The organism is Actinomadura fibrosa (genome assembly GCF_900659615.1).
In the GTDB taxonomy this organism is placed as follows: domain Bacteria; phylum Actinomycetota; class Actinomycetes; order Streptosporangiales; family Streptosporangiaceae; genus Spirillospora; species Spirillospora fibrosa.
In genome coordinates, this window is record NZ_CAACUY010000163.1 from 1 (window position 1) to 20,758 (window position 20,758).

The 20,758-nt window shown below is 75.3% G+C and carries 9 protein-coding genes and 1 pseudogene; 5 read left to right on the top strand and 5 right to left on the bottom strand.

Annotation, left to right across the window (positions count from 1 at the left end):
- From E1300_RS50515 to E1300_RS34910, 3 genes and pseudogenes are all read left to right on the top strand, one after another.
- Positions 1 to 330 (top strand): annotated as a pseudogene (locus E1300_RS50515) (hypothetical protein); the annotation flags it as partial.
- Positions 327 to 1,631: a lipopolysaccharide biosynthesis protein RfbH gene (gene rfbH / locus E1300_RS34905; RefSeq protein WP_131761384.1), complete on the top strand. Its 1,305-nt coding sequence runs from the start codon at positions 327 to 329 to the stop codon at positions 1,629 to 1,631. The pseudogene E1300_RS50515 and the gene rfbH, both read left to right, overlap by 4 nt.
- A complete protein-coding gene (locus tag E1300_RS34910; RefSeq protein ID WP_131761385.1) occupies positions 1,628 to 3,001 on the top strand; it encodes an NDP-hexose 2,3-dehydratase family protein in 1,374 nt (457 codons plus the stop codon). Before rfbH ends, E1300_RS34910 begins: the two co-directional genes overlap by 4 nt.
- Here E1300_RS34910 and E1300_RS34915 read toward each other — a convergent pair.
- The 5 genes from E1300_RS34915 to E1300_RS34935 all read right to left on the bottom strand — a co-directional run bounded on the left by E1300_RS34915 (position 2,985) and on the right by E1300_RS34935 (position 7,380).
- Complete coding sequence (locus E1300_RS34915; RefSeq protein WP_131761386.1) at positions 2,985 to 4,013, bottom strand: Gfo/Idh/MocA family protein; 1,029 nt, start codon at positions 4,011 to 4,013, stop codon at positions 2,985 to 2,987. The genes E1300_RS34910 and E1300_RS34915 overlap by 17 nt on opposite strands.
- Positions 4,003 to 5,004 (bottom strand): dTDP-glucose 4,6-dehydratase, encoded by a 1,002-nt coding sequence (gene rfbB, locus E1300_RS34920; RefSeq protein WP_131761387.1) that lies wholly within the window; start codon positions 5,002 to 5,004, stop codon positions 4,003 to 4,005. Before rfbB ends, E1300_RS34915 begins: the two co-directional genes overlap by 11 nt.
- Complete coding sequence (gene rfbA / locus E1300_RS34925) at positions 5,001 to 5,912, bottom strand: glucose-1-phosphate thymidylyltransferase RfbA (protein WP_131761388.1); 912 nt, start codon at positions 5,910 to 5,912, stop codon at positions 5,001 to 5,003. Before rfbA ends, rfbB begins: the two co-directional genes overlap by 4 nt.
- 3 nt (positions 5,913 to 5,915) lie before the next feature.
- Positions 5,916 to 6,152, bottom strand: a complete 237-nt coding sequence (locus E1300_RS34930; RefSeq protein ID WP_131761389.1) for a DUF5988 family protein — start codon at positions 6,150 to 6,152, stop codon at positions 5,916 to 5,918.
- Between the two features lie 211 nt (positions 6,153 to 6,363).
- A complete protein-coding gene (locus E1300_RS34935; protein WP_131761390.1) occupies positions 6,364 to 7,380 on the bottom strand; it encodes an alpha/beta hydrolase in 1,017 nt (338 codons plus the stop codon).
- A 390-nt stretch (positions 7,381 to 7,770) separates the two neighbouring features.
- Between E1300_RS34935 and E1300_RS34940 the strand changes: the two genes are divergently transcribed.
- Both E1300_RS34940 and E1300_RS34945 read left to right on the top strand, forming a co-directional pair.
- Positions 7,771 to 14,901, top strand: a complete 7,131-nt coding sequence (locus tag E1300_RS34940; protein ID WP_131761391.1) for a type I polyketide synthase — start codon at positions 7,771 to 7,773, stop codon at positions 14,899 to 14,901.
- 13 nt (positions 14,902 to 14,914) lie between these two features.
- Positions 14,915 to 20,758: type I polyketide synthase (locus E1300_RS34945; protein ID WP_131761392.1), on the top strand; the 5,844-nt coding region annotated here is incomplete at its 3' end.

A 20,758-nucleotide genomic window follows, 5' to 3' on the forward strand; every position in this document is an offset into this window, starting at 1 on the left:
GTGCTCGCGGCGGCCGGCGCGGCGCCCGGCACGGTCGCCGGGCGCGTGGTCAACGTCGGCGGCGGCGAGGCGGTGCCCGTCCGCGCGCTGGTCGATCTGCTGATCTCACTGAGCGGCCGCCCGGTCCGCGTCGTGGAGGAGGCCGCCGCGGACGGCGCGCGGTCGGACGCCCCCTGGCAGTGCCTGGACATCACGCGGGCGCGCAGGCTGCTCGGCTGGGCGCCGCGCCGCACCCTGGCCGCGTCGATGCGCGACCTCCTCACGTCCGCGGGGGTACCGGTCGCGCCGCTCGAACCGGCCGCACCGGCCCCCAGAAGGGAACGACGATGAGCCAACGGCTCGCCCGCATCCTCGACGAGACGCGGAAGTACCACCAGGACGCCCAGGACGCGCGGAGCTTCGTCCCGGGCGTCACCGAGATCTGGCCCTCCGGGGCCGTGCTCGACGAAGAGGACCGGGTGGCGCTGGTCGAGGCCGCCCTGAACATGCGGATCGCCGCCGGCACGGTGTCGCGCCGCTTCGAGCGCGCGTTCGCCCGGCGGCTCGGGCTGCGCAAGGCGCACCTGACCAACTCGGGGTCGTCGGCGAACCTGCTGGCGCTGTCGGCGCTGACCTCCCCGCAGCTCGGAGACCGCCGGCTGCGGCCCGGCGACGAGGTGATCACGGTCGCGGCGGGCTTCCCCACCACGGTCAACCCGATCCTGCAGAACGGCCTCGTGCCGGTGTTCGTGGACGTGGACCTGCGCACCTACAACACCACCCCGGAACGGGTCGCCGCGGCGATCGGCCCGCGGACCCGGGCGGTCATGATGGCCCACACCCTGGGCAACCCGTACGCCGCCGCCGAGATCGCCGAGATCGCCGACGAGCACGGGCTGCTGTTCGTGGAGGACAACTGCGACGCGGTCGACTCCACCTACGACGGCCGGCTCACCGGCACCTTCGGCGACCTCGCCACCGTCAGCTTCTACCCGGCGCACCACCTGACGATGGGGGAGGGCGGCTGCGTGCTGACCTCGAACCTGGCGCTGGCCCGCATCGTGGAGTCGATGCGCGACTGGGGCCGCGACTGCTGGTGCGAGCCGGGCGAGAGCGACACCTGCCGCAAGCGGTTCGGGTACCGGCTGGGCACGCTGCCGGCCGGCTACGACCACAAGTACATCTTCTCCCACGTGGGCTACAACCTGAAGTCGACCGACCTCCAGGCGGCGCTCGGCCTCAGCCAGCTCGGCAAGCTCGACATGTTCAGCGCCGCGCGGCGGCGCAACTGGCGCCGGCTGCGGGAGGGGCTGGACGGCGTACCGTGGCTGGTCCTCCCGGAGGCCACGCCGCGCAGCGATCCGAGCTGGTTCGGCTTCGTGCTGACGGTCGACCCCGGCGCGCCCTTCGGCCAGGCGGACCTCGTGGACTTCCTGGAGGCGCGGCACATCGGCACCCGCCGGCTGTTCTCGGGGAACCTGACCCGCCATCCCGCCTACGTCGGGCGCGAGCACCGCGTCTCCGGCGAACTGGCCAACAGCGACGTCATCACCCACCACACGTTCTGGGTCGGCGTCTACCCGGGCCTGACCGACGAGATGATCGACTACATCGTCGCGTCCATCACCGAGTTCGTGGGGACGCACCGATGAGCGGCCCGGGCACGCTGACCCGGCCGCGCGCCGACGCCGACCTGCCCGCGCGGCTCGCCCGGTCGGCGGCCGCCCTGGACGGGATCGCGGGCGGAGTCCCGGACTTCCACGCCTGGTTCGCCCGGCGGCGCGCCGCCGGGCGGTTCGCCGTCCACCGCATCCCCTTCGACGAGCTGGACGGCTGGTCCTTCGACGGGGAGACCGGCGACCTCGGGCACCGCAGCGGCAGGTTCTTCACCGTCGAGGGCCTGCGCGTGCGGGTCGGCGATCCCGTCGAGACGGAATGGGAGCAGCCGATCATCCGCCAGCAGGAGGTCGGCATCCTCGGCATCCTCGCCAAGGAGTTCGACGGAGTCCTGCACTTCCTGATGCAGGCCAAGATGGAGCCGGGCAACCCCAACCTGCTCCAGCTCTCCCCGACGGTCCAGGCGACCCGCAGCAACTACACCGGCGTGCACCGCGGCGCGGTCGTCCGCTACCTGGAGTACTTCACCCGCCCGGCCGGCGTCCGGGTGCTGTCGGACGTCCTGCAGTCCGAGCACGGGTCGTGGTTCCTGCGGAAGCGGAACCGCAACACCATCGTCGAGGTGTCCGACGACGTCCCGCCGCACGAGGACTTCCGCTGGCTGACGCTCGGCCAGATCGCCGAGCTGATGCGCCGCGACTGCCTGGTCAACATGGACGTCCGGTCGGTGCTGGCCGGCCTGCCCGGGCACGGCGCGAAGCGCGCCCTGTACTCCGACACCGACCTGCTGTCCTGGCTGGCCGCCATGCGGTCCGCGCACATCGTCCGGACCAGGCGGCGCCCGCTGTCCGCCGTCGCCGGATGGACTCGCGGCCCGTTCTCGATCGACCACGCGGACGGCCGCTACTTCCGGGTCGTGGCCGTCCGGGTGGAGGCCGGCAACCGCGAGGTGACGCACTGGACGCAGCCGCTGTTCGAGCAGCTCGGCGAGGGCGTCGTGGCCTTCCTGACCAGGGAGATCGAGGGCGTCCCGCACGTCCTCGTCCGCGCCCGCCTGGAGGCCGGGTTCCTGGACACCGCCGAGTTCGGCCCGACCGTCCAGTGCACGCCCGCGAACTACGCGCACCTGCCGCCCGGCCGGCATCCGCTGTTCCTCGACACGGTGGCGGCCGCGGAGCCGGGCCGGATCCGCTACTCGGCGCTGCACTCGGAGGAGGGCGGCCGGTTCCTGAACACGGTCAGCCGCTACCTGGTGATCGAGGCGGACGAGGCCATGGCGCCGCTGGACCCGCCGCTCGGGTTCCGGTGGGCGTCGCACGGCCAGCTCGCCGAGATGGCCCGCCACGGCCACTACGTCAACGTGCAGGCGCGGACCCTGCTCACCTGCCTCAACGCGCTGCGATGAAGCGCAGGGCCCGCTCCTCGGCCGCGGCGATCAGCCGGGCCTGGTGCAGGGCGGCCTCGGTGTGGGCGCCGAGGCCCGTGCCGGTGTCCGTGCCGGCGCCGGTGCCGGCGGCGCCGCGCACCGCCTCCGCGAAGCAGCCGACCGTGTTCGCGTACTGGTCGTCGGCGGGCAGCGCGATCTCCTCGCGGTGGTCCTGCCGCTCGACGCGGGCCACCGGCTGGAAGCCCGGCGGCGGCGTGAACGCCCGGTCGATCGACAGGCGCCCCTCGCCGCCCGCGAACTCGCAGGTCGCCCGGTAGGAGTGCTCCATGCCGAAGTGCAGGTCGGCGGTCACGCCCCGCGGCGTGTGGGCGAGGACGCGGCCGGACACCACCGCCCCGGTCCGGCCGTGCCGGCGCAGGACCGCCGCGGTGACCTCCAGGTCGTGGCCGAGGTAGTGGAGCGCGGCGCGGATCGGGTAGACGCCGAGGTCAAGCAGCGCACCGCCGCCCACGTCCGGCCGGTACCGGATGTCGCCGTCGGGGCGCGGCGGGATCGTGAAGGCGCAGGCGAAGTCGCGCAGCTCGCCGACGGCCCCGCCGGTGAGCATCCGCCGGACGGCGGCGTGCTGGGCGTGGAAGGGGAAGGCGACGTTCTCCATCAGCACCAGGCCCCGCGAGCGCGCGAGCCGCAGCAGCCGCTCGGTGGCCGCGTGGTCGCCGGTCAGCGGCTTCTCCGCGAGCACGTGCTTGCCGGCCATGAGCGCCTGCTCGATCCATCCGGCGTGCAGCATCGCGGGCAGCGGCAGGTAGACGGCCTCGATGTCGGGCGAGGCCAGCAGCGCGTCGTAGCCGAGCACGGCGGCGCAGCCGAACCGGCCGGCGAACGCGGCGGCCCTGGCCGCGTCCCGGCTGGCGACGGCCAGCAGCCGGGCGCCCGGGGCGGCGACCAGCGCCGGCGCCATGCGGCGCCGGGCGATGTCCGCGCAGCCCAGCACCCCGAACCGGACCGGCGTTCCGGGGTCAGACCGCATGGCGGGGGCCCGCCTCCGCCTCGCGCCGCTTGAGCGGCTCCCACCAGGCCCGGTTCCGCCGGTACCACTCGACCGTCTCGGCGAGCCCGCGCTCGAAGCCGCGCGCCGGCCGGTAGCCCAGGTCGGCGCGGGCCTTGTCGTCCCGGATCGCGTAGCGCCGGTCGTGGCCCTTGCGGTCGGGGACGTGCCGGACCCGGCTCCAGTCGGCGCCGCAGGCCGCGAGCAGCAGCTCCGTCAGCCGCCGGTTGCTGAGCTCCGTGCCCCCGCCGATGTTGTAGACCTCGCCGGGCCGGCCCTTGACGCGCACCAGGTCCACCGCGCGGCAGTGGTCGTCGACGTGCAGCCAGTCGCGCCGGTTCGACCCGTCGCCGTACAGGGGCACGTCCCGCCCGTCGAGCAGGTTCGTGATGAACAGCGGGATGACCTTCTCCGGGAACTGCCGGGGACCGTAGTTGTTGCTGCACCGGGTCACCCGCACGTCGAGGCCGTGGGTGCGGTGGTAGGCGAGGGCGACCATGTCCGAGGCCGCCTTGGACGCCGCGTACGGCGAGTTCGGGGCCAGCGGATCGTCCTCGCTCCGCGCCCCGGTCTCGACGGAGCCGTAGACCTCGTCGGTCGAGACGTGCACGAACGGCTCCACCCCGTGCCGGAGGGCCGCGTCCAGCAGGGTCTGGGTGCCCAGCACGTTGGTGCGCACGAACTCCGCGGCCGCCGCGATCGAGCGGTCCACGTGGGACTCGGCCGCGAAGTGCACCACCTGGTCCGCGCCGGCCATCAGCGCGTCGACCAGCCCCGCGTCGCAGACGTCCCCGCAGACGAACCGCAGCCGCGGCTCGGTGAGGTGGAAGGTGTCCACGGTCCCGGCGTAGGTCAGCCGGTCCAGCACCGTCACCCGCGCGACCTCGGTGCCGTCGGCGGCACCGGCCTCCAGCAGCATGCGCGCGTACGTGGAGCCGATGAAGCCGGCGGCGCCGGTGACGAGGACGTTCACGGCCAGTCCTCGGGCACCCGCGCGGAGGCGGGGAGCCGGTCGTAGGAGTGGGCGCACGTCATGAGGTACCGGCCGTAGGGCGAGGAGCGCATCTCCGTGCCCATCCGGTAGCACTCGTCGGGACTGATGAAACCCATGTGCATGGCGATCTCCTCGACGCATCCGAGCCGCGTGCCCTGGCGGCGCTGCACGTCCCGCACGAACAGCCCGGCCTCCAGCAGCGACTCGTGGGTGCCGGTGTCCAGCCAGGTGACCCCGCGGCCCAGCCACACGAGGTCGGCCCGGCCCTCGTCCAGGTACGCCTTGAGCACGTCCGTGATCTCCAGCTCGCCCCGGGCCGAGGGCGTGAGACGCTTCGCGATGTCCACGACCTCGCCGTCGAACAGGTACAGGCCGGGGATGGCCAGGTTGGACCGGGGACGGGCCGGCTTCTCCTCGATCCCCACCAGCCTGCCCCGCTCGTCCACCTCGGCGATGCCGAAGCGCTCGGGGTCGGAGACCTGGTGGCCGAACAGCACGCAGCCGTTCAGCCGCTCCGCGCTGCGGCGCAGCAGGGACGGCAGGTTCGCGCCGTGGAAGAGGTTGTCGCCGAGGATCAGCGCGTTGTGCTCCCCCCGGATGTGGGTGGCCCCGATCCGGAACGCGTCGGCGATCCCGCGCGGCTCCTCCTGCACCGCGTAGTCGATGGACATTCCGAGCCTGCTCCCGTCGCCGAAGAGGCGGCGGAACTGCGGCAGGTCGATCGGCCGGGAGATGATCAGCACGTCGGAGATCCCGGCGAGCATGAGCATGGACAGCGGGTAGTAGATCATCGGCTTGTCGTAGACCGGGGCGAGCTGCTTGGACCCCACCGATGACAGGGGCAGGAGCCGGGTGCCGTTCCCGCCCGCGAGAATGATCCCCCTCATCGGCTATTCGGCGATCCGGGTGCGCATGGTCCACCGGAACACGCGCGGGGCGTCCGGATCGGGCCCGCCGGACTGCTCGTCGCGCTCGAAGTGCTCGTACCCGCCCCGATGCAGGATCTTCACCGTCTCGCCGTCGCGCGCCCGGGTCCGCCGGGCCGCCTCCGGCAGGTCGACGGGGCCACCGACGAGCACGACGTCCTCGGCGGCCAAGGGCGATGCCTTACCGTTCGGGTCGTTCATCGAAGCTCTCTCCTTCGAGGTCCGCTGTTGTGATGGTCCGCCCCTTCCCTTGCCGGCGATACCCGTATCGGACCCCTATTCTCGGTGCTCGGAAAATGCACCTGAAAGGATCAGAAATAAGGGGTGGAAGCATCACGGGAATGCGCCGGGAGGCGGCATGAGAAAAGGGCCGGCGCTGTCGGCACCGGCCCCTTTCCCGCATGTCGGGTGGTCACTTCAGGTTCGACCGGATCCAGGCGAGGGCGATGGCGTTCGACTGCGGCGCCGTCGTCGACAGGGCGAGGTCATGGCCGGTCGCCGGGATCATCGCGACGGTCAGGGGGACGTCCGGCCGGTAGAACTGCGACTCGTACGCCCGGACGCTCGCGGGATCCGCGCAGTCGTACAGCGTGATCCCCACGCACTGGGCCTTGTCCCGCACGCCGGACATCAGCAGGATCGGAACCCCGATGTCGATCGGATCCGGCGGGGCGGGGCTGGGCGTCAGCGTGGCGACGTCCTTGGTGGCCTCGTCGGTGTCGATCACCGCCTGCTCCGATGTCGCCGGGTCGTAGAAGAAGTCCCGCGTGCCCGGCAGGGACGTGACGTAGCCCGGATCGAGCCCCGACGCGGCGAACTTCGGATCCTGCGCGGCGGGGTAGATGATGGTCCCGGCCACGGGATTGATCCCGTGCAGGGAGCCCGTCAGGACCGCGGCGTCCACGTCGTGGTAGCGCGAGATCTCGTACCAGGCGTGGAACGACCCGTTGGAGTGCCCGACCCACGCGACCTTGGTGAAGGCGTTGCCGTCCAGGGCGCCCGAGCGGAGCGCGCCGATGGCGTCGTGCAACGCGACGGCGCCCGCGGGGATGTCGAGCCGGGCGCTCGGCGGGTGCGAGCTGTCGCCGTTGCCGATCCGGTCGACGTTGAAGGTGGCGTATCCCGCGCCGACCGCGGCCCTGACGTAGGAGTAGGTGCCGTTCCCGACCGGGAAGTCCCAGTACACGTGGTTGTACAGGGAGCCGTGCACCAGCAGCTGCACCTTCTTGGGCCGCGTGCCGGGCGGATAGCACAACTGCCCCCACATCGTCTGGTCGGCCGGCCCGGGATCGGCGATGCGCACGTTCAGCCTGTGCGTCGTACAGGCGGGCTTGACCGCGGCGCTCACCGGCATGGCCGTGGCGACGAGCGCCGCGCACGTGACCAGGAGCGCCAGGACCGGCCGTCCGATGCGTAATGAATGGGCCATAGGGCTCTCCTCGGAATCTACGAGGCGGAAACTCGGACGGCTTTTCCCGGCGGTGCGTCGGCTGGATCCTGCCGCCGCGGGCTAAGGCCGTGCTAAAGCGCTCGATCGCCCGCATGTTTGGCGCGCCTTTAGCGCGGTGCCCGACGATGGCGGGCACCGAGACGAGAGCGATCCATTTTCGCGGGAGTGGCCCGATGACTGCCCGAGACCACGCGTTGCCCGACCGCCGCACGGCGCGACATGGCTAGGAAGCGCCGCGGGCAGGCTCCGCCCGCCGGTTCGGCGCCCGAGGCCCCACGCTCGGGCGCGGCCCCCGAGCCTCCGCGCGCCGACGCGGCCCCCGAGGTTCCCCCCGCCGGCGCGGCGCCCGAGCCTCCACCGGCCGGCGCGGTGTCCGAGCCTCCAGCTGCCGGTGCGGCGCCCGAGGGTCGGCTCGCTGGCGCGGCGCCCATCGCGGTCATCGGCCTCGCCTGCCGGCTGCCGGGCGCACCCGACCCGGCCGCCCTCTGGCGCCTCGTCCGCTCCGGCGAGGACGCCATCCGGACGATGCCGGCCGACCGCGGCCGCGCCCCGGCGTCCGGCGGCGACGGCGCACCCCGCGCCTGGGCCGGCGGATTCCTCGATGACGTGGCGTCCTTCGACGCGGACTTCTTCGGCGTCTCGCCACGCGAGGCCCTGGCGATGGACCCGCAGCAGCGGCTGATGCTGGAGCTGGCCTGGGAGGCCCTGGAGGACGCCGGCATCCCCGCGCCGACCCTGGCCGGCAGCGACACCGGCGTGTTCGTCGGCGCGATCTGGGACGACTACGCGACGCTCCTGCGCCGCTCCGAGCTCGACGGCAGCGCCCGCCACGCCATGACCGGCGTGCACCGCAGCATCATCGCCAACCGCGTCTCCTACCGCTACGACCTGCGCGGCCCGAGCCTGAACGTCGACACCGCCCAGTCGTCCTCGCTGGTCGCGGTGCACATGGCCTGCGAGAGCCTGCGCCGCGGCGAGTGCGCGCTCGCGCTCGCCGGCGGCGTCAACCTCATCCTCGTCGAGGACAGCATGGAGATGGCCGCGCAGTTCGGCGGCCTGTCCCCCGACGGCCGGTGCCACACCTTCGACGCCCGGGCCAACGGCTTCGTGCGCGGCGAGGGCGGGGCAGCGGTGCTGCTCAAGCCGCTGGCCGCGGCGCTGCGCGACGGCGACCCGGTGTGGTGCGTCGTGCTCGGCGGCGCCGTGAACAACGACGGCGGCACGGACGCGCTGACGGTGCCCAGCGCGGCGGCGCAGGAGCGCGTGCTGCGCGAGGCGTACCGGGCCGCCGGCCTGCCTCCGGCCGGCGTCCAGTACGTCGAGCTGCACGGCAGCGGCACGCCCGTCGGCGATCCGGTCGAGGCGGCGGCGCTCGGCGCCGTCCTCGGATCCGGCCGCCCGGCGGGCTCGCCGCTGGCGGTGGGCTCGGTCAAGACCAACATCGGGCATCTCGAAGGGGCCGGCGGCATCGCCGGGCTGATCAAGACCGCGCTGAGCCTGAGGCACGGCGAGCTGCCGCCGAGCCTCAACTTCAGCACCCCGAACCCGCGCATCCCCCTGGCCGAGCTCGGGCTCGCCGTCCAGGACCGGCTGACCGGCTGGCCGCACCCGGACCGGCCGCTGCTCGCGGGCGTCAGCTCGTTCGGCATGGGCGGCACCAACTGCCACCTCGTCCTCGGCCGGGCGCCCGAGCCGGTGGCGGACGGCGCCCGTGCGGACGGGACGGCGGCGGACGGTGCCCGCGCGGACGGGACGGCGGCGGACCTCCCGTGGCCGCTGTCCGCGGCGAGCCCGGCGGCGCTGGCGGCGCAGGCCGGGCGGCTGCGCCGGCACCTCGCCGAGCACCCGGGCGCCGACCTCGCGGACGTCGGGTACTCGCTCGGCACCACCCGTACCGCGTTCGCCCACCGGGCGGTGGTCTTCGGCGCGGACGACGCGGAGCGCCTCGGCCTGCTGGCCCGGCTGGAGCAGGGCGCCGACGGCGCAGGCCTGCTCCGGGGCCGCGCGACCGGCGGCGGGCCGGCGCTGCTGTTCAGCGGCGTGGGCAGCCAGCGGGCGGGGATGGGCCGGGCGCTGTACGCGGCCTATCCCCGGTTCGCCGCCGCGCTGGACGAGGCCTGGGCCCTGCTCGACCCGCACCTCGAACGTCCGCTGCGCGAGGTCACCGCGGCCGAGGACGGCGCGCTGCACCGGGCGCCGTACGCCCACGCCGCCGTGTTCGCGATCGACGTGGCGCTGTACCGGCTGATCGAGACGTGCGGGCTCGTCGCGGACCGCCTCATCGGGCATTCGGTCGGCGAGGCGGCCGCCGCGCACGCCGCCGGAGTGCTGCCGCTCACCGAGGCGTGCGCGCTCGTGGTGGCACAGGCGCGGCTGGCCGCGGCGGACACGGACGCGGACGCGGCGCTCGACGAGATCCGCGCCGTGATCGGCGGACTGGCGCCGTCCGCCCCCGCCGTCCCCGTCATCTCCGCCCTGACCGGCCGGCCGGTCACCGCCGAGCAGTTCGGCTCCCCGGAGTACTGGGCCGCGCAGGCAACGGAACCCGGACGGCTGATGGACGGCCTCCGCTTCCTCCGCGACGGCGACGGCGACCGCGACGGCGACACAGGTGACCGCGTCGGCGCGTTCCTGGAGGTCGGTCCGGGTGCGCAGATGGCGGCCCTGGCGCGCGAGTGCCTCGCCGAGGGCGGTGCCCCGGGCCGTCCCGATCCGGTCGTCCTCACCGCGCTGGACGGTGACCGGCCCGAGCCCGCCGCGTTCTCCGCCGCCCTGGCCGGGATGTACGTGCGAGGCGCCGATCTGGACTGGGAGCAGGTGTTCGCGGGACGGCGCCGCCAGCGGGTCCGGCTGCCGACCTACGCCTTCCAGCGCAGCCGGTACTGGCCGGACGAGCGCCCGGCACCGGAACCCGCGCCGGCGCCCATACCGCCAGCGACGGACCGTCCGGTAGCGGACCGTCCGGCGACGGACCACCCGGCGGCGGACCGTCCGGGGGCGGTGCGGGCGACGGGGCGCGGGCCGGCCGTCACGTCCCCGGCACTGCCGGTGAGCCCTCAGGCCCCGCGGGAGGCCCCGCTGGAGGACACGCCGTTCCTCCGTCGCGTCGCCGCGCTGGGCGAGGCCGACCGTGACCGGCTGCTGCTGGACACGGTGCTGGCCAACGCCGCCCTCGTCCTGGGGCACGCCGAGCCGTCCGCCGTCGATCCCGGCCTCACCTTCAAGGAGCTGGGCTTCGACTCGATCGCGGGCACCGAACTGGCCCAGCGGCTCGGCGCCGGGACCGGGGTGCCGCTCCCCTCCACGCTGATCTTCGACCATCCGACACCGGGCGCCGTCGCCGGGCACCTGTGCGAGCGGATCTCCCGCGGCCGGGTCTCCGATGCGCCGGCCGCTCCGTCCGATCGTGCCGACCGGTCCGTCCAGGACGATCCGGTGGTGGTCGTGGGGATGGCGTGTCGTTTTCCGGGTGGTGTGGGTTCGCCGGAGGAGTTGTGGGGTGTGGTGGCGGGTGGGGTGGATGCGGTGGGGGGGTTTCCGGGGAATCGGGGGTGGGATCTGGGGGGGTTGTTCGATCCGGATCCGGATCGGTCGGGGCACAGTTATGCGCGTTCGGGTGGGTTCTTGTATGAGGCGGATCTGTTCGATGCGGGGTTCTTCGGGATCAGTCCGCGTGAGGCGGTCGCGATGGATCCGCAGCAGCGGTTGCTGCTGGAGACCGCCTGGCAGGCGTTCGAGCGGGCGGGGATCGACGCGGGTTCGCTGCGGCACAGCCCGACCGGCGTGTTCGTCGGCGCGACGACCCAGGACTACGGCCCGCGCATGCACGAGGCGCCGGAGGATCTCGACGGCCAGGTCCTGACCGGCACGACCCCCAGCGTGATGGCCGGCCGCCTGGCGTACACCTTCGGTCTGGAGGGGCCGACGCTGACGGTGGACACGGCGTGCTCGTCGTCGCTGGTGGCGATGCATCTGGCGAGCCAGTCGCTGCGGCAGGGGGAGTGCTCGCTCGCCTTGGCCGGCGGTGTGACGGTGATGGCGACCCCCGGCATGTTCGTGGAGTTCTCGCGGCAGCGGGGCCTGTCCCCGGACGGCCGGTGCAAGGCGTTCTCGGCGGCGGCGGACGGCACGGGCTGGGCCGAGGGCGTGGGCCTGGTTGTCCTGGAGCGGTTGTCGGACGCGCGGCGAAACGGCCATCGGGTCCTCGCGGTGATCCGTGGTTCGGCGGTCAACCAGGACGGAGCCAGCAACGGCCTCACCGCGCCCAACGGCCCCTCGCAGGAACGCGTCATCCGCCAGGCGCTCGCGAACGCCCGCCTGACGACGGCCGACGTCGACGCGATCGAGGCGCACGGGACCGGCACGACGCTGGGCGACCCGATCGAAGCCAACGCGCTGCTGGCGACCTACGGGCAGGGGCGCCCCGCCGGACGCCCGGTATGGCTGGGGTCGGTCAAGTCGAACATCGGGCATCCGCAGGCGGCGGCGGGTGTGGCGGGCGTGATCAAGATGGTGATGGCGATGCGGCACGGGACGCTGCCCGCGTCCCTGCACATCGACGAGCCGAGCCCGCACGTGGACTGGTCGTCGGGGGCCGTGCGGCTGCTGACCGAACCGGTGGACTGGCCCGAGAACGGCCGCCCCCGCCGCGCCGGAGTCTCCTCGTTCGGGATTTCCGGCACCAACGCCCACCTGATCCTGGAGCAGGCGCCGGACCACCGCGGGGCGGAGCCGCCGGCCGCGCTCTGGGTCGTGTCGGCGCGCTCGGCGGAGGCGCTGCGCGCGCAGGCGGAGCGGCTCGCCGAGCATGTGGCCGCCCATCCCGAACTCACCCCGGCCGAGGTCGGCTGGTCGCTGATCAGGACGCGGTCGGTGTTCGAGCACCGGGCGGCGCTGCTCGGGCGGGACCGCGACCGCCTGCTCCGCGGCCTCGCCGCCCTGGCCGGCGGCGCGCCGGACGCCGACGTGGTGACCGGTCTCGCGGACCCGGCCGCCGCCCGGCCCGTGCTCGTGTTCCCCGGGCAGGGGTCGCAGTGGGCGGGAATGGGAGCGGAGCTGCTGGAGTCCTCACCGGTCTTCGCCGCGCGGATCGGCGAGTGCGAGCGGGCGCTGGCGCCCTACGTGGACTGGTCGCTGCGCGAGGTGCTGCTGAGCGGGGGTGATCTGAGCCGGGTCGACGTCGTCCAGCCCGCGCTGTGGGCGGTGATGGTGTCGCTGGCGGCGGTGTGGGCCGAGTTCGGGGTCGAACCCGCCGCCGTGGTCGGCCATTCCCAGGGCGAGATCGCCGCCGCGTGCGTGGCCGGGGCGCTGCCGGTCGAGGACGGTGCGCGCGTCGTCGCGGTGCGCAGCCGCGCGCTGCGGCGGCTGTCCGGGCAGGGCGCGATGGCGTCGCTGGCGGTGGGCGAGGAGCGGGCGGCCCGGTTGCTGGAGTCCGCCGCCGAGACGGTGGTGGCCGTGGTCAACGGCCCGGCCTCCACGGTGGTCTCCGGTCCGCCCGGCCAGGTGGCGGCCGTGGTGGCCGCCGCCCAGGAGCAGGGCCACCGGGCCCGTGTGATCGACGTCGACTACGCCTCGCACGGTCCCCAAGTCGACCGGATCGCCGACGAGCTCACCGCGGCGCTGGACGGCATCGCGCCCGCGTCCGCGACGGTGCCGTTCTACTCCACCGTGACCGGCGAGCGGATCGACACCGCCGCGCTGGACGCCGGGTACTGGGTCGCCAACCTGCGCCGGCCCGTCCGCTTTGCCGACACCGTCAGGGCGCTGCTCGGCGAAGGCCACCGGGTCTTCATCGAGTCCAGCCCCAACCCCGTCCTCACGTCCGGGATCGAGGAGTGCGCCGAGGAGGCCGGCGTCCGGGCCGCCGGGCTGCCGACCCTCCGCCGTGACCATGGCGGGTCCGAGCAGATGGTCAGGGCGCTGGCCGGGGCGTTCACGGCGGGCGCCGGCGTCGACTGGACCCGCTGCTTCCCCGCCGACCCGCCGCCGCGCGTCGTCGACCTGCCGACCTACGCCTTCCAGCGCGAGCGCTACTGGCTGACCCGGGAGCGCGGGGGGACGGCGGACGCGGCGGATCTCGGCCTCGCCCCGACCGGCCATCCCGTCCTCGGCGCCGCCTTCGAGCCGGCCGATGGCGGCGGCCGGGTGCTCACGGGCCGGGTGGCCCGGCGGCGGCAGCCCTGGCTCGCCGATCACACCATCGCGGGCGCCGTGCTGGTCCCGGGCGCCGCGCAGCTCGAATGGGTCCTGCGGGCCGCCGACGAGACCGGCTGCGCGACGGTCGAGGAACTCGTCATCCACACGCCCATGGCCGTCCCCGAGCCGGACGGCCTGAGCGTCCAGGTGGCCGTCGGGGCGGCCGGGGACGACGGCCGCCGTGACGTCGCCGTCCACGCCCGCGCTGGCGGCGGATGGACCCGGCACGCGACCGGTGTGCTCCGCGCCGCCCCCCTCGCCCCGGCCGAGCCGCCGGGGGCGTGGCCTCCCGCCGGAGCCGAACCGGTGGACCTCGCCGGCTTCTATGAGCGGGCCGCCGCCGCCGGCTACGGCTACGGGCCCGCGTTCCAGGGACTGCGGGCGATGTGGCGGGACGGGTCCGACGTGTTCGCCGAGATCGAGCTGCCCGCCTCCGCGCAGGACCGCGGCGGCCTCGCCGTCCACCCGGCGCTGCTGGACGCCGCGCTGCATCCGCTGCTGGCGGACCGGTTCGACGACGGCGGGGTCTGGCTTCCGTTCGGCTGGAACGAGGTGGGCCTGCACGCCGTGGAGGCGACGGCGATCCGCGTCCGCCTGTCGCAGCTCGGTGACGGGCTCGACCAGGGCGTGCGGCTCACCGTCACCGATCCGGCCGGCGGCCCCGTCCTCGACGCGGAGGTCACCCTGCGGCGCGCCGACGGCGAGCGGGTGCGCGCCGGAGCCGAGCAGGCCCGGACGGACACTCGCGGTGGTCTGAACGGTGGTGCGAACGGCGGTGTGAACGGTGGTGCCAATGGCGGCGCGGTCCGGCGCCGGTCCGCCGCGTCCAACGGTGGCGGGGGGAAACCGGACTGGGCCGCCAGGCTGGCGGGGCGCGCCGCCGACGAACGCCGCCGCATGGTGCTCGACCTGGTACGCGGCCACACCGCGGCCGTGCTGGGCTTCGCGGGCCCGGCCGGGGTGCGGCCGGACGCCACGTTCGAGGAGATGGGCCTCGGCTCGGTGATGGCCGTGGAGCTCCGCGACCGGCTCGTCTCGGCCACCGGCCTCTCGTTCCCCACCTCGCTCATCTTCGGGCATCCCACCCCGCGGGACGTCGCGGCCGAGGTGCTGCGGCGCCTGCTCGCCGATGCGGGCGCCGACACCGGCGGAGACACCGGCGGCGGCACCGGCGCCAGGCGTTCGGACCGCGGCGCCGTCGGCCCGCTCCCGGACGAGGAGGACGGCGGCGCGGCGGACCGGTTGCGCTCCGCGTCCACCGAGCAGGTCCTGGACTTCATCGACAACGAGCTCGGAGTCTCCTGAATGGTGATCTGCCATGGCGAATGAGGACAGGCTGGTCGACTACCTGAAGCGGGTCGCGGCCGAGCTGCACGAGACCCGCCGGCGCCTGCGCCGGGTCGAGGAGCGGTCCGCCGAGCCGATCGCCGTCGTCGGCATGGCCTGCCGCTTCCCCGGCGGCGTCGACTCCCCGGAGGCGCTGTGGCGGCTGGTGGCCGGCGGCGAGGAGGCGCTCTCCGAGTTCCCCGCCGACCGGGGCTGGGACCTCGACGCGCTCTTCCACTCCGACCCCGACCACCACGGGACGAGCTACCAGCGGCGCGGCGGGTTCATCCGCGACGCCGACCGGTTCGACGCCGAGTTCTTCGGGATCAGCCCGCGCGAGGCGCTGGCGATGGACCCGCAGCAGCGCGTGATGCTGGAGACGTCCTGGGAGCTGTTCGAGCGGGCCGGGATCGATCCGGCGTCGCTGCGCGGCACCCGCACGGGCGTGTACGCCGGGATGTCCGGCGAGGACTACCTGTCCGGGCTGCCGCACATCCCGGAGGGCCTGGAGGGGCACGCCACGACGGGCCGCAGCACCAGCGTCGTCTCCGGGCGCGTGGCCTACACGTTCGGGCTGGAGGGCCCGGCGGTGACGGTCGACACCGCCTGCTCGGCGTCGCTGGTGGCCGTCCACCTGGCGTGCCAGGCGCTCCGCCAGGACGACTGCGCGCTCGCGCTCGCGGGCGGGGTGCTGGTCATGTCCACCCCGGCCCTGTTCAAGGAGTTCTCCCGGCAGCGCGGGCTCGCGCCCGACGGCCGCTGCAAGCCGTTCGCCGCGGCGGCGGACGGGACGGTGTTCGCCGAGGGGGCCGGGCTGCTGCTCCTCGAACGCCTGTCGGACGCGCGCCGCAACGGGCGGCGGGTGCTGGCGGTGATCCGCGGTTCGGCGGTGAACCAGGACGGCGCGAGCAACGGCCTGACCGCCCCCAGCGACCTCGCGCAGGAGGAGGTGATCCGGCGGGCGCTGGCCGTCGCGGGCCTCTCGGCGGCCGACGTGGACGCGGTGGAGGCGCACGGCACCGGGACCCGGCTCGGCGATCCGATCGAGGCGCAGGCGCTGCTCGCCGTCTACGGGGCGGACCGGCCCCCGGACCGCCCGCTGCGGCTGCGGTCGATCAAGGCCAACATCGGGCACACGGTCGCGGCCGCGGGCGCCGCCGGGCTGATCGGCATGGTGATGGCGCTGCGGGAGGAGACGCTGCCCGCCGCCCTGCACGCCGACGAGCCGTCCCCCTACGTCGACTGGGACGCCGGCGGTGTGCGGCTGCTCACCGAGGCGACGCCGTGGCCGCGCACCGGCCGCCCGCGCCGCGCGGCGGTCTCCTCGTTCGCGATCTCCGGGACGAACGCGCACCTGATCGTGGAGGAGGCCCCCGAGGACGGGCGGGACGAGCCGGTCCCCGCCGTCCCGGAGCCGTCCACCGCCCCGGAGCCGTCCATCGTCCCGTGGGTGGTGTCGGCGCGCGGCGCGGCGGCGCTGCGGGCGCAGGCGCGGCGGCTGGCGGAGTTCGCCGCGTCCGGGACGGAGGCGACGGCCGCCGAGGTGGGCTGGTCGCTGGCTACGACCCGCGCGGTGTTCGAGCACCGCGCGGTGGTCGTGGGACCCGACCTGCCGGCCGGCCTCGCCGCGCTGGCGGCGGGCGAGGCCCATCCCGCCGTCGTGTCGGGCCGCGTCCTCGGCGGCGACCCGGTGCTGGTGTTCCCCGGGCAGGGGTCGCAGTGGGCCGGGATGGGCGCGGAGCTGCTGGAGACCTCGCCGGTCTTCGCCGCGCGCATCGCCGAGTGCGAACGGGCCCTCGCCCGCCATGCGGACTGGTCGCTGACCGAGGTGCTGCGCGGCGGCGGCGAGGAACTCGGCCGCGTCGACGTGGTGCAGCCGGCGCTGTGGGCGGTGATGGTGGCTCTGGCCGCCGTGTGGGAGCACCACGGCGTCAGGCCCGCCGCCGTGGTCGGGCACAGCCAGGGGGAGATCGCCGCGGCGTGCGTCGCCGGCGCCCTCTCCCTGGACGACGCCGCCGCCGTCGTGGCCGTCCGCGCCAAGGCGCTGCGCCGGCTGTCGGGCGCCGGTGCGATGGCGTCCATCGGCGCGGCGGCCGACGAGGTCGCGGCCCTGCTCGCCGGGGCGGAGGACGTGACGATCGCGGCGGTCAACGGGCCGCGCTCCACCGTCGTCTCCGGCGCTCCCGGCCCGGTGGCCGCCGTCGTCGAGGCCGCGCAGGGGCGGGGGTTGCGGGCCCGGCCGATCGACGTCGACTACGCCTCCCACCATGCCCAGATCGACCGGGTCGCCGCCGAACTGGAGGAGGCCTTGACGGGCATCGCCCCGGTGAGCTCCGACGTGGCCTTCCACTCGACCGTCACGGGCGCCAGGATCGACGGCGCGCGCCTCGACGCCGCCTACTGGGTGGCCAACCTGCGCGAGCCGGTGCGTTTCGCCGACACCGTCCGGGCGCTGCTCGACGACGGCCATCGCGTGTTCATCGAGGCCGCCCCGCATCCGGTGCTGGCGGTGGGGATGGAGGAGGCGTTCGAGGAGGCCGATGTCGCGGCCGCCGCCGTGCCGACGCTGCGCCGCGGCGAGGGCGGCCTCACCCGCGTCGCCCGCTCCCTCGGCGAGGCGTTCACCGCGGGCGCCGAGGTGGACTGGGCCGCGTGGTTCCCCGCGGATCCGCCGCCGCGGACCGTCGACCTCCCCACCTACGCCTTCCAGCGCACGAGGTACTGGCTGGCCGACCGGGCCGGGACGCCGACGGGGACCGGGACGGGGTCGGGCCATCCGCTGCTGCCCGTGTCGGCCGCGCTCGCCGACGGCGGGCGGATGCTGACCGGCCGCCTGTCCGCCTCCGGCGGGTGGACCGGTCAGCACGCGGTCGCGGGCGGCGCGCTGCTGCCGGGGGCCGCGCTGGCGGAGTGGGCGCTGCGCGCCGCCGACGAGACCGGCTGCGCGGCGGTGGACGAGCTGGTCCTGCGCGAGCCGGTGCGCCTCCCGGGCTCGCGCGCGCTGCGGGTCCAGGTGCTCGTCGACGCCCCGGACGACGCCGGCCGCCGCGCGCTGCGGGTGTACTCGTGCCCCGACGCCGATGCGGACTCCGGCGCCGGAACGTGGACCCTGCACGCGACCGGCGTCCTCGCCCCGGACCAACGGGAGGACGCGGGGGAGGGGCCGTGGCCGCCCGAAGGCGCCGAACCGGTGCCCGTCGAGGACTTCTACGACCGCGCCGCGTCCGCCGGCTACGACTACGGCCCGGCGTTCCGCGGCCTGACCGCGGTGTGGCGCCAGGGCCGGGACCTGCTGGCCGAGGTGAGCCTGCCGGAGGCCGCCGGTGAGGCGGGCGGGTTCGGCGTCCACCCGGCGCTGCTGGACGCGGCGCTGCAACCGGTCCTGCTGGCCGGACCGGTTGAGAGCGGCCGGCTCCTGCTGCCGTTCTCCTGGTCCGGCGTCGCGCTGCACGCGGTCGGCGCGGTGGCGGCGCGGGTCCGGATCTCACCGTGCGGCGACCGGCCCGAGGACGGCGTGCGGGTCGGCATCACCGACCCGGCGGGTGCTCCGGTGCTGACGGTCGAGTCGCTCACGCTGCGCCCGACCGGCGTCGACCGCCTGCGAAGCGTCCCCGAAGGGCTGTTCGCGGTGGAGTGGACGCCGGGGACGGATCCGGCGGACCTCCCGGGCGAGGACGGCTGGGTGCGGTTGGAGGAGCTGGACGTCGAGGCGTCCGTACCACCGGCCGTCGTGGCGCGCCTGGACACCGAGGAGCGCCTGGACGCCGCGGAGCGCCTGGACACCGAGGAGCGCTTGGACGCTGCCGGCGCGTCGGCGGCCGTGCAGCGCGCGCTGGAAGTGCTCCAGGACTGGCTGGCCGAGCCGCGCCTGTCCGAGTCCCGCCTGGTGCTGGTGACGCGGGGAGCCGTCGAGACCGACGACCCCGACCTGGGCGGCGCCGCGGTGTGGGGCCTCGTCCGCAGCGCGCAGTCGGAGAATCCCGGCCGGTTCGTGCTCCTCGACGTCGAGCACGACGATGACGTCGCGGAGGCCGTCCGGTGGGCGCTGGCGACCGGCGAGCCGCAGGCGGCGGTGCGCGGCGGCCGGATGCTCGTGCCGCGGATGGCCCCGGTGCGCGAGCCGGCGGCTCCGGTGCCGCCCTCGGGCGAGCCGGCCTGGCGGCTGGCCCCGAGTCCGGACGCGACGCTCGACGTCGTCGCGGTGGCCTGCCCCGAGGCGCTCGCACCGCTCGGGCCGGGCCAGGTGCGCGTCGGGGTCCGCGCCGCCGGGATCAACTTCAAGGACGTCCTGATCGCGCTCGGCATGGATCCCGGCCCGCTGCTGGGAAGCGAGGGGGCCGGCGTCGTCCTCGACGCCGCTCCGGACGTCACCGGCCTGGCGCCGGGCGACCGGGTGATGGGGCTGTTCGGCGGCGCGTTCGGCCCGACCGCGGTGGCCGACGCCCGGACCCTGGTCCCGGTCCCGGACGGCTGGGACCTCCGGCGCGCGGCGGCGACCCCGGTGGCGTTCCTCACCGCCTGGTACGGCCTCGTCGAGCTGGCCGGGCTGCGGCCGGGGGAGCGGGTCCTCGTCCACGCGGCCACCGGCGGGGTCGGGATGGCGGCGGTGCAGATCGCGCGCCACCTCGGCGCGGAGGTGTACGCGACGGCCGGTCCCGGCAAGCACCCGGTCCTCGCCGGAATGGGGATCGACCCGGAGCACCGCGCGTCGTCCCGCGACACGGCCTTCGAGGAGTCGTTCCGCCGGGCGACCGGCGGGCACGGCGTCGACGTGGTCCTCCACAGCCTGACCGGGGACCTCACCGACGCGTCGCTGCGGCTCCTCGCCCCCGGTGGCCGGTTCGTCGACATGGGCAAGACCGACGTCCGCGACCCCGACCGGTATCCCGGTCTGTCCTACAGGGCGTTCCAACTGCTCGCCGACGCCGGGCCGGACCTGATCGCCGCCATGTTCCGCACGCTCACCGGCCTGTTCGCCGAAGGGGCGCTGGAGCCGCTCCCCGTACGGGCGTGGCCGCTGGACCGGGCCCGGGACGCGTTCCGGTTCATGAGCCAGGCACGCCACACGGGCAAGCTCGTCCTGGACGTGCCCGCCGCCCTCGACCCCGGCGGCACCGTGCTCATCACGGGCGGCACCGGCACCATCGGCGCGGCGGTCGCCGCGCACCTGGCCCGCACCAGGCAGGTCGCGCGGCTGGTCCTGGTCAGCCGGCGCGGCCCGGACGCGCCGGGCGCGGCGGAGCTGGTGGCCCGGCTGGGCGGCCTCGGCGTCGAGGCGCGGGCCGTCGCGGCCGACGTCGCCGACCCCGCCGCGGTCCGGGAGCTGGTCGCCGGTGTCGACCCCGCGCATCCGCTGACCGGCGTCGTGCACGCCGCCGGTGCCCTCGACGACGCGATGGTCCGGTCGCTGACGCCCGGCCATGTCGAGCGGGTCTGGGCGGCCAAGGCGGCCGCCGCCCACCACCTGCACGAGGCCACGGCGGACCTGCGGCTCGGCATGTTCGTTGTCTTCTCCTCCTTCGCGGCGACGCTCGGCACCCTCGCGCAGGGGAACTACGCCGCCGCCAACGCCTACCTCGACGCCCTCGCCGCCCACCGGCGCGCCGCCGGGCTGCCCGGCCTGTCGATCGCCTGGGGGCTGTGGGCGGAGATCAGCGGGCTGACCCGGGGGCTGACGGAGGCCGACCTGGCGCGCTTCGGCCGGTTCGGGATCAAGCCCCTGCCGACCGAGGACGGGCTCGCCCTCTTCGACGCCGCCCGCCGCGACGGCCGCCCCGCGCTGGTGGCGCTCGGCTTCGACGCGAGCGCCCTGGCGGGCCGTCCCGCCGCCGAGCTG

What these genes read in the sequence shown, in the direction of transcription:
- rfbH (WP_131761384.1), top strand. Translation starts at nt 327, where the DNA reads ATGAGCCAACGGCTCGCCCGCATCCTCGACGAGACGCGGAAGTACCAC.
- E1300_RS34910 (WP_131761385.1), top strand. Translation starts at nt 1,628, where the DNA reads ATGAGCGGCCCGGGCACGCTGACCCGGCCGCGCGCCGACGCCGACCTG.
- E1300_RS34915 (WP_131761386.1), bottom strand. Translation starts at nt 4,013, where the DNA reads ATGCGGTCTGACCCCGGAACGCCGGTCCGGTTCGGGGTGCTGGGCTGC.
- rfbA (WP_131761388.1), bottom strand. Translation starts at nt 5,912, where the DNA reads ATGAGGGGGATCATTCTCGCGGGCGGGAACGGCACCCGGCTCCTGCCC.
- E1300_RS34930 (WP_131761389.1), bottom strand. Translation starts at nt 6,152, where the DNA reads ATGAACGACCCGAACGGTAAGGCATCGCCCTTGGCCGCCGAGGACGTC.
- E1300_RS34935 (WP_131761390.1), bottom strand. Translation starts at nt 7,380, where the DNA reads ATGGCCCATTCATTACGCATCGGACGGCCGGTCCTGGCGCTCCTGGTC.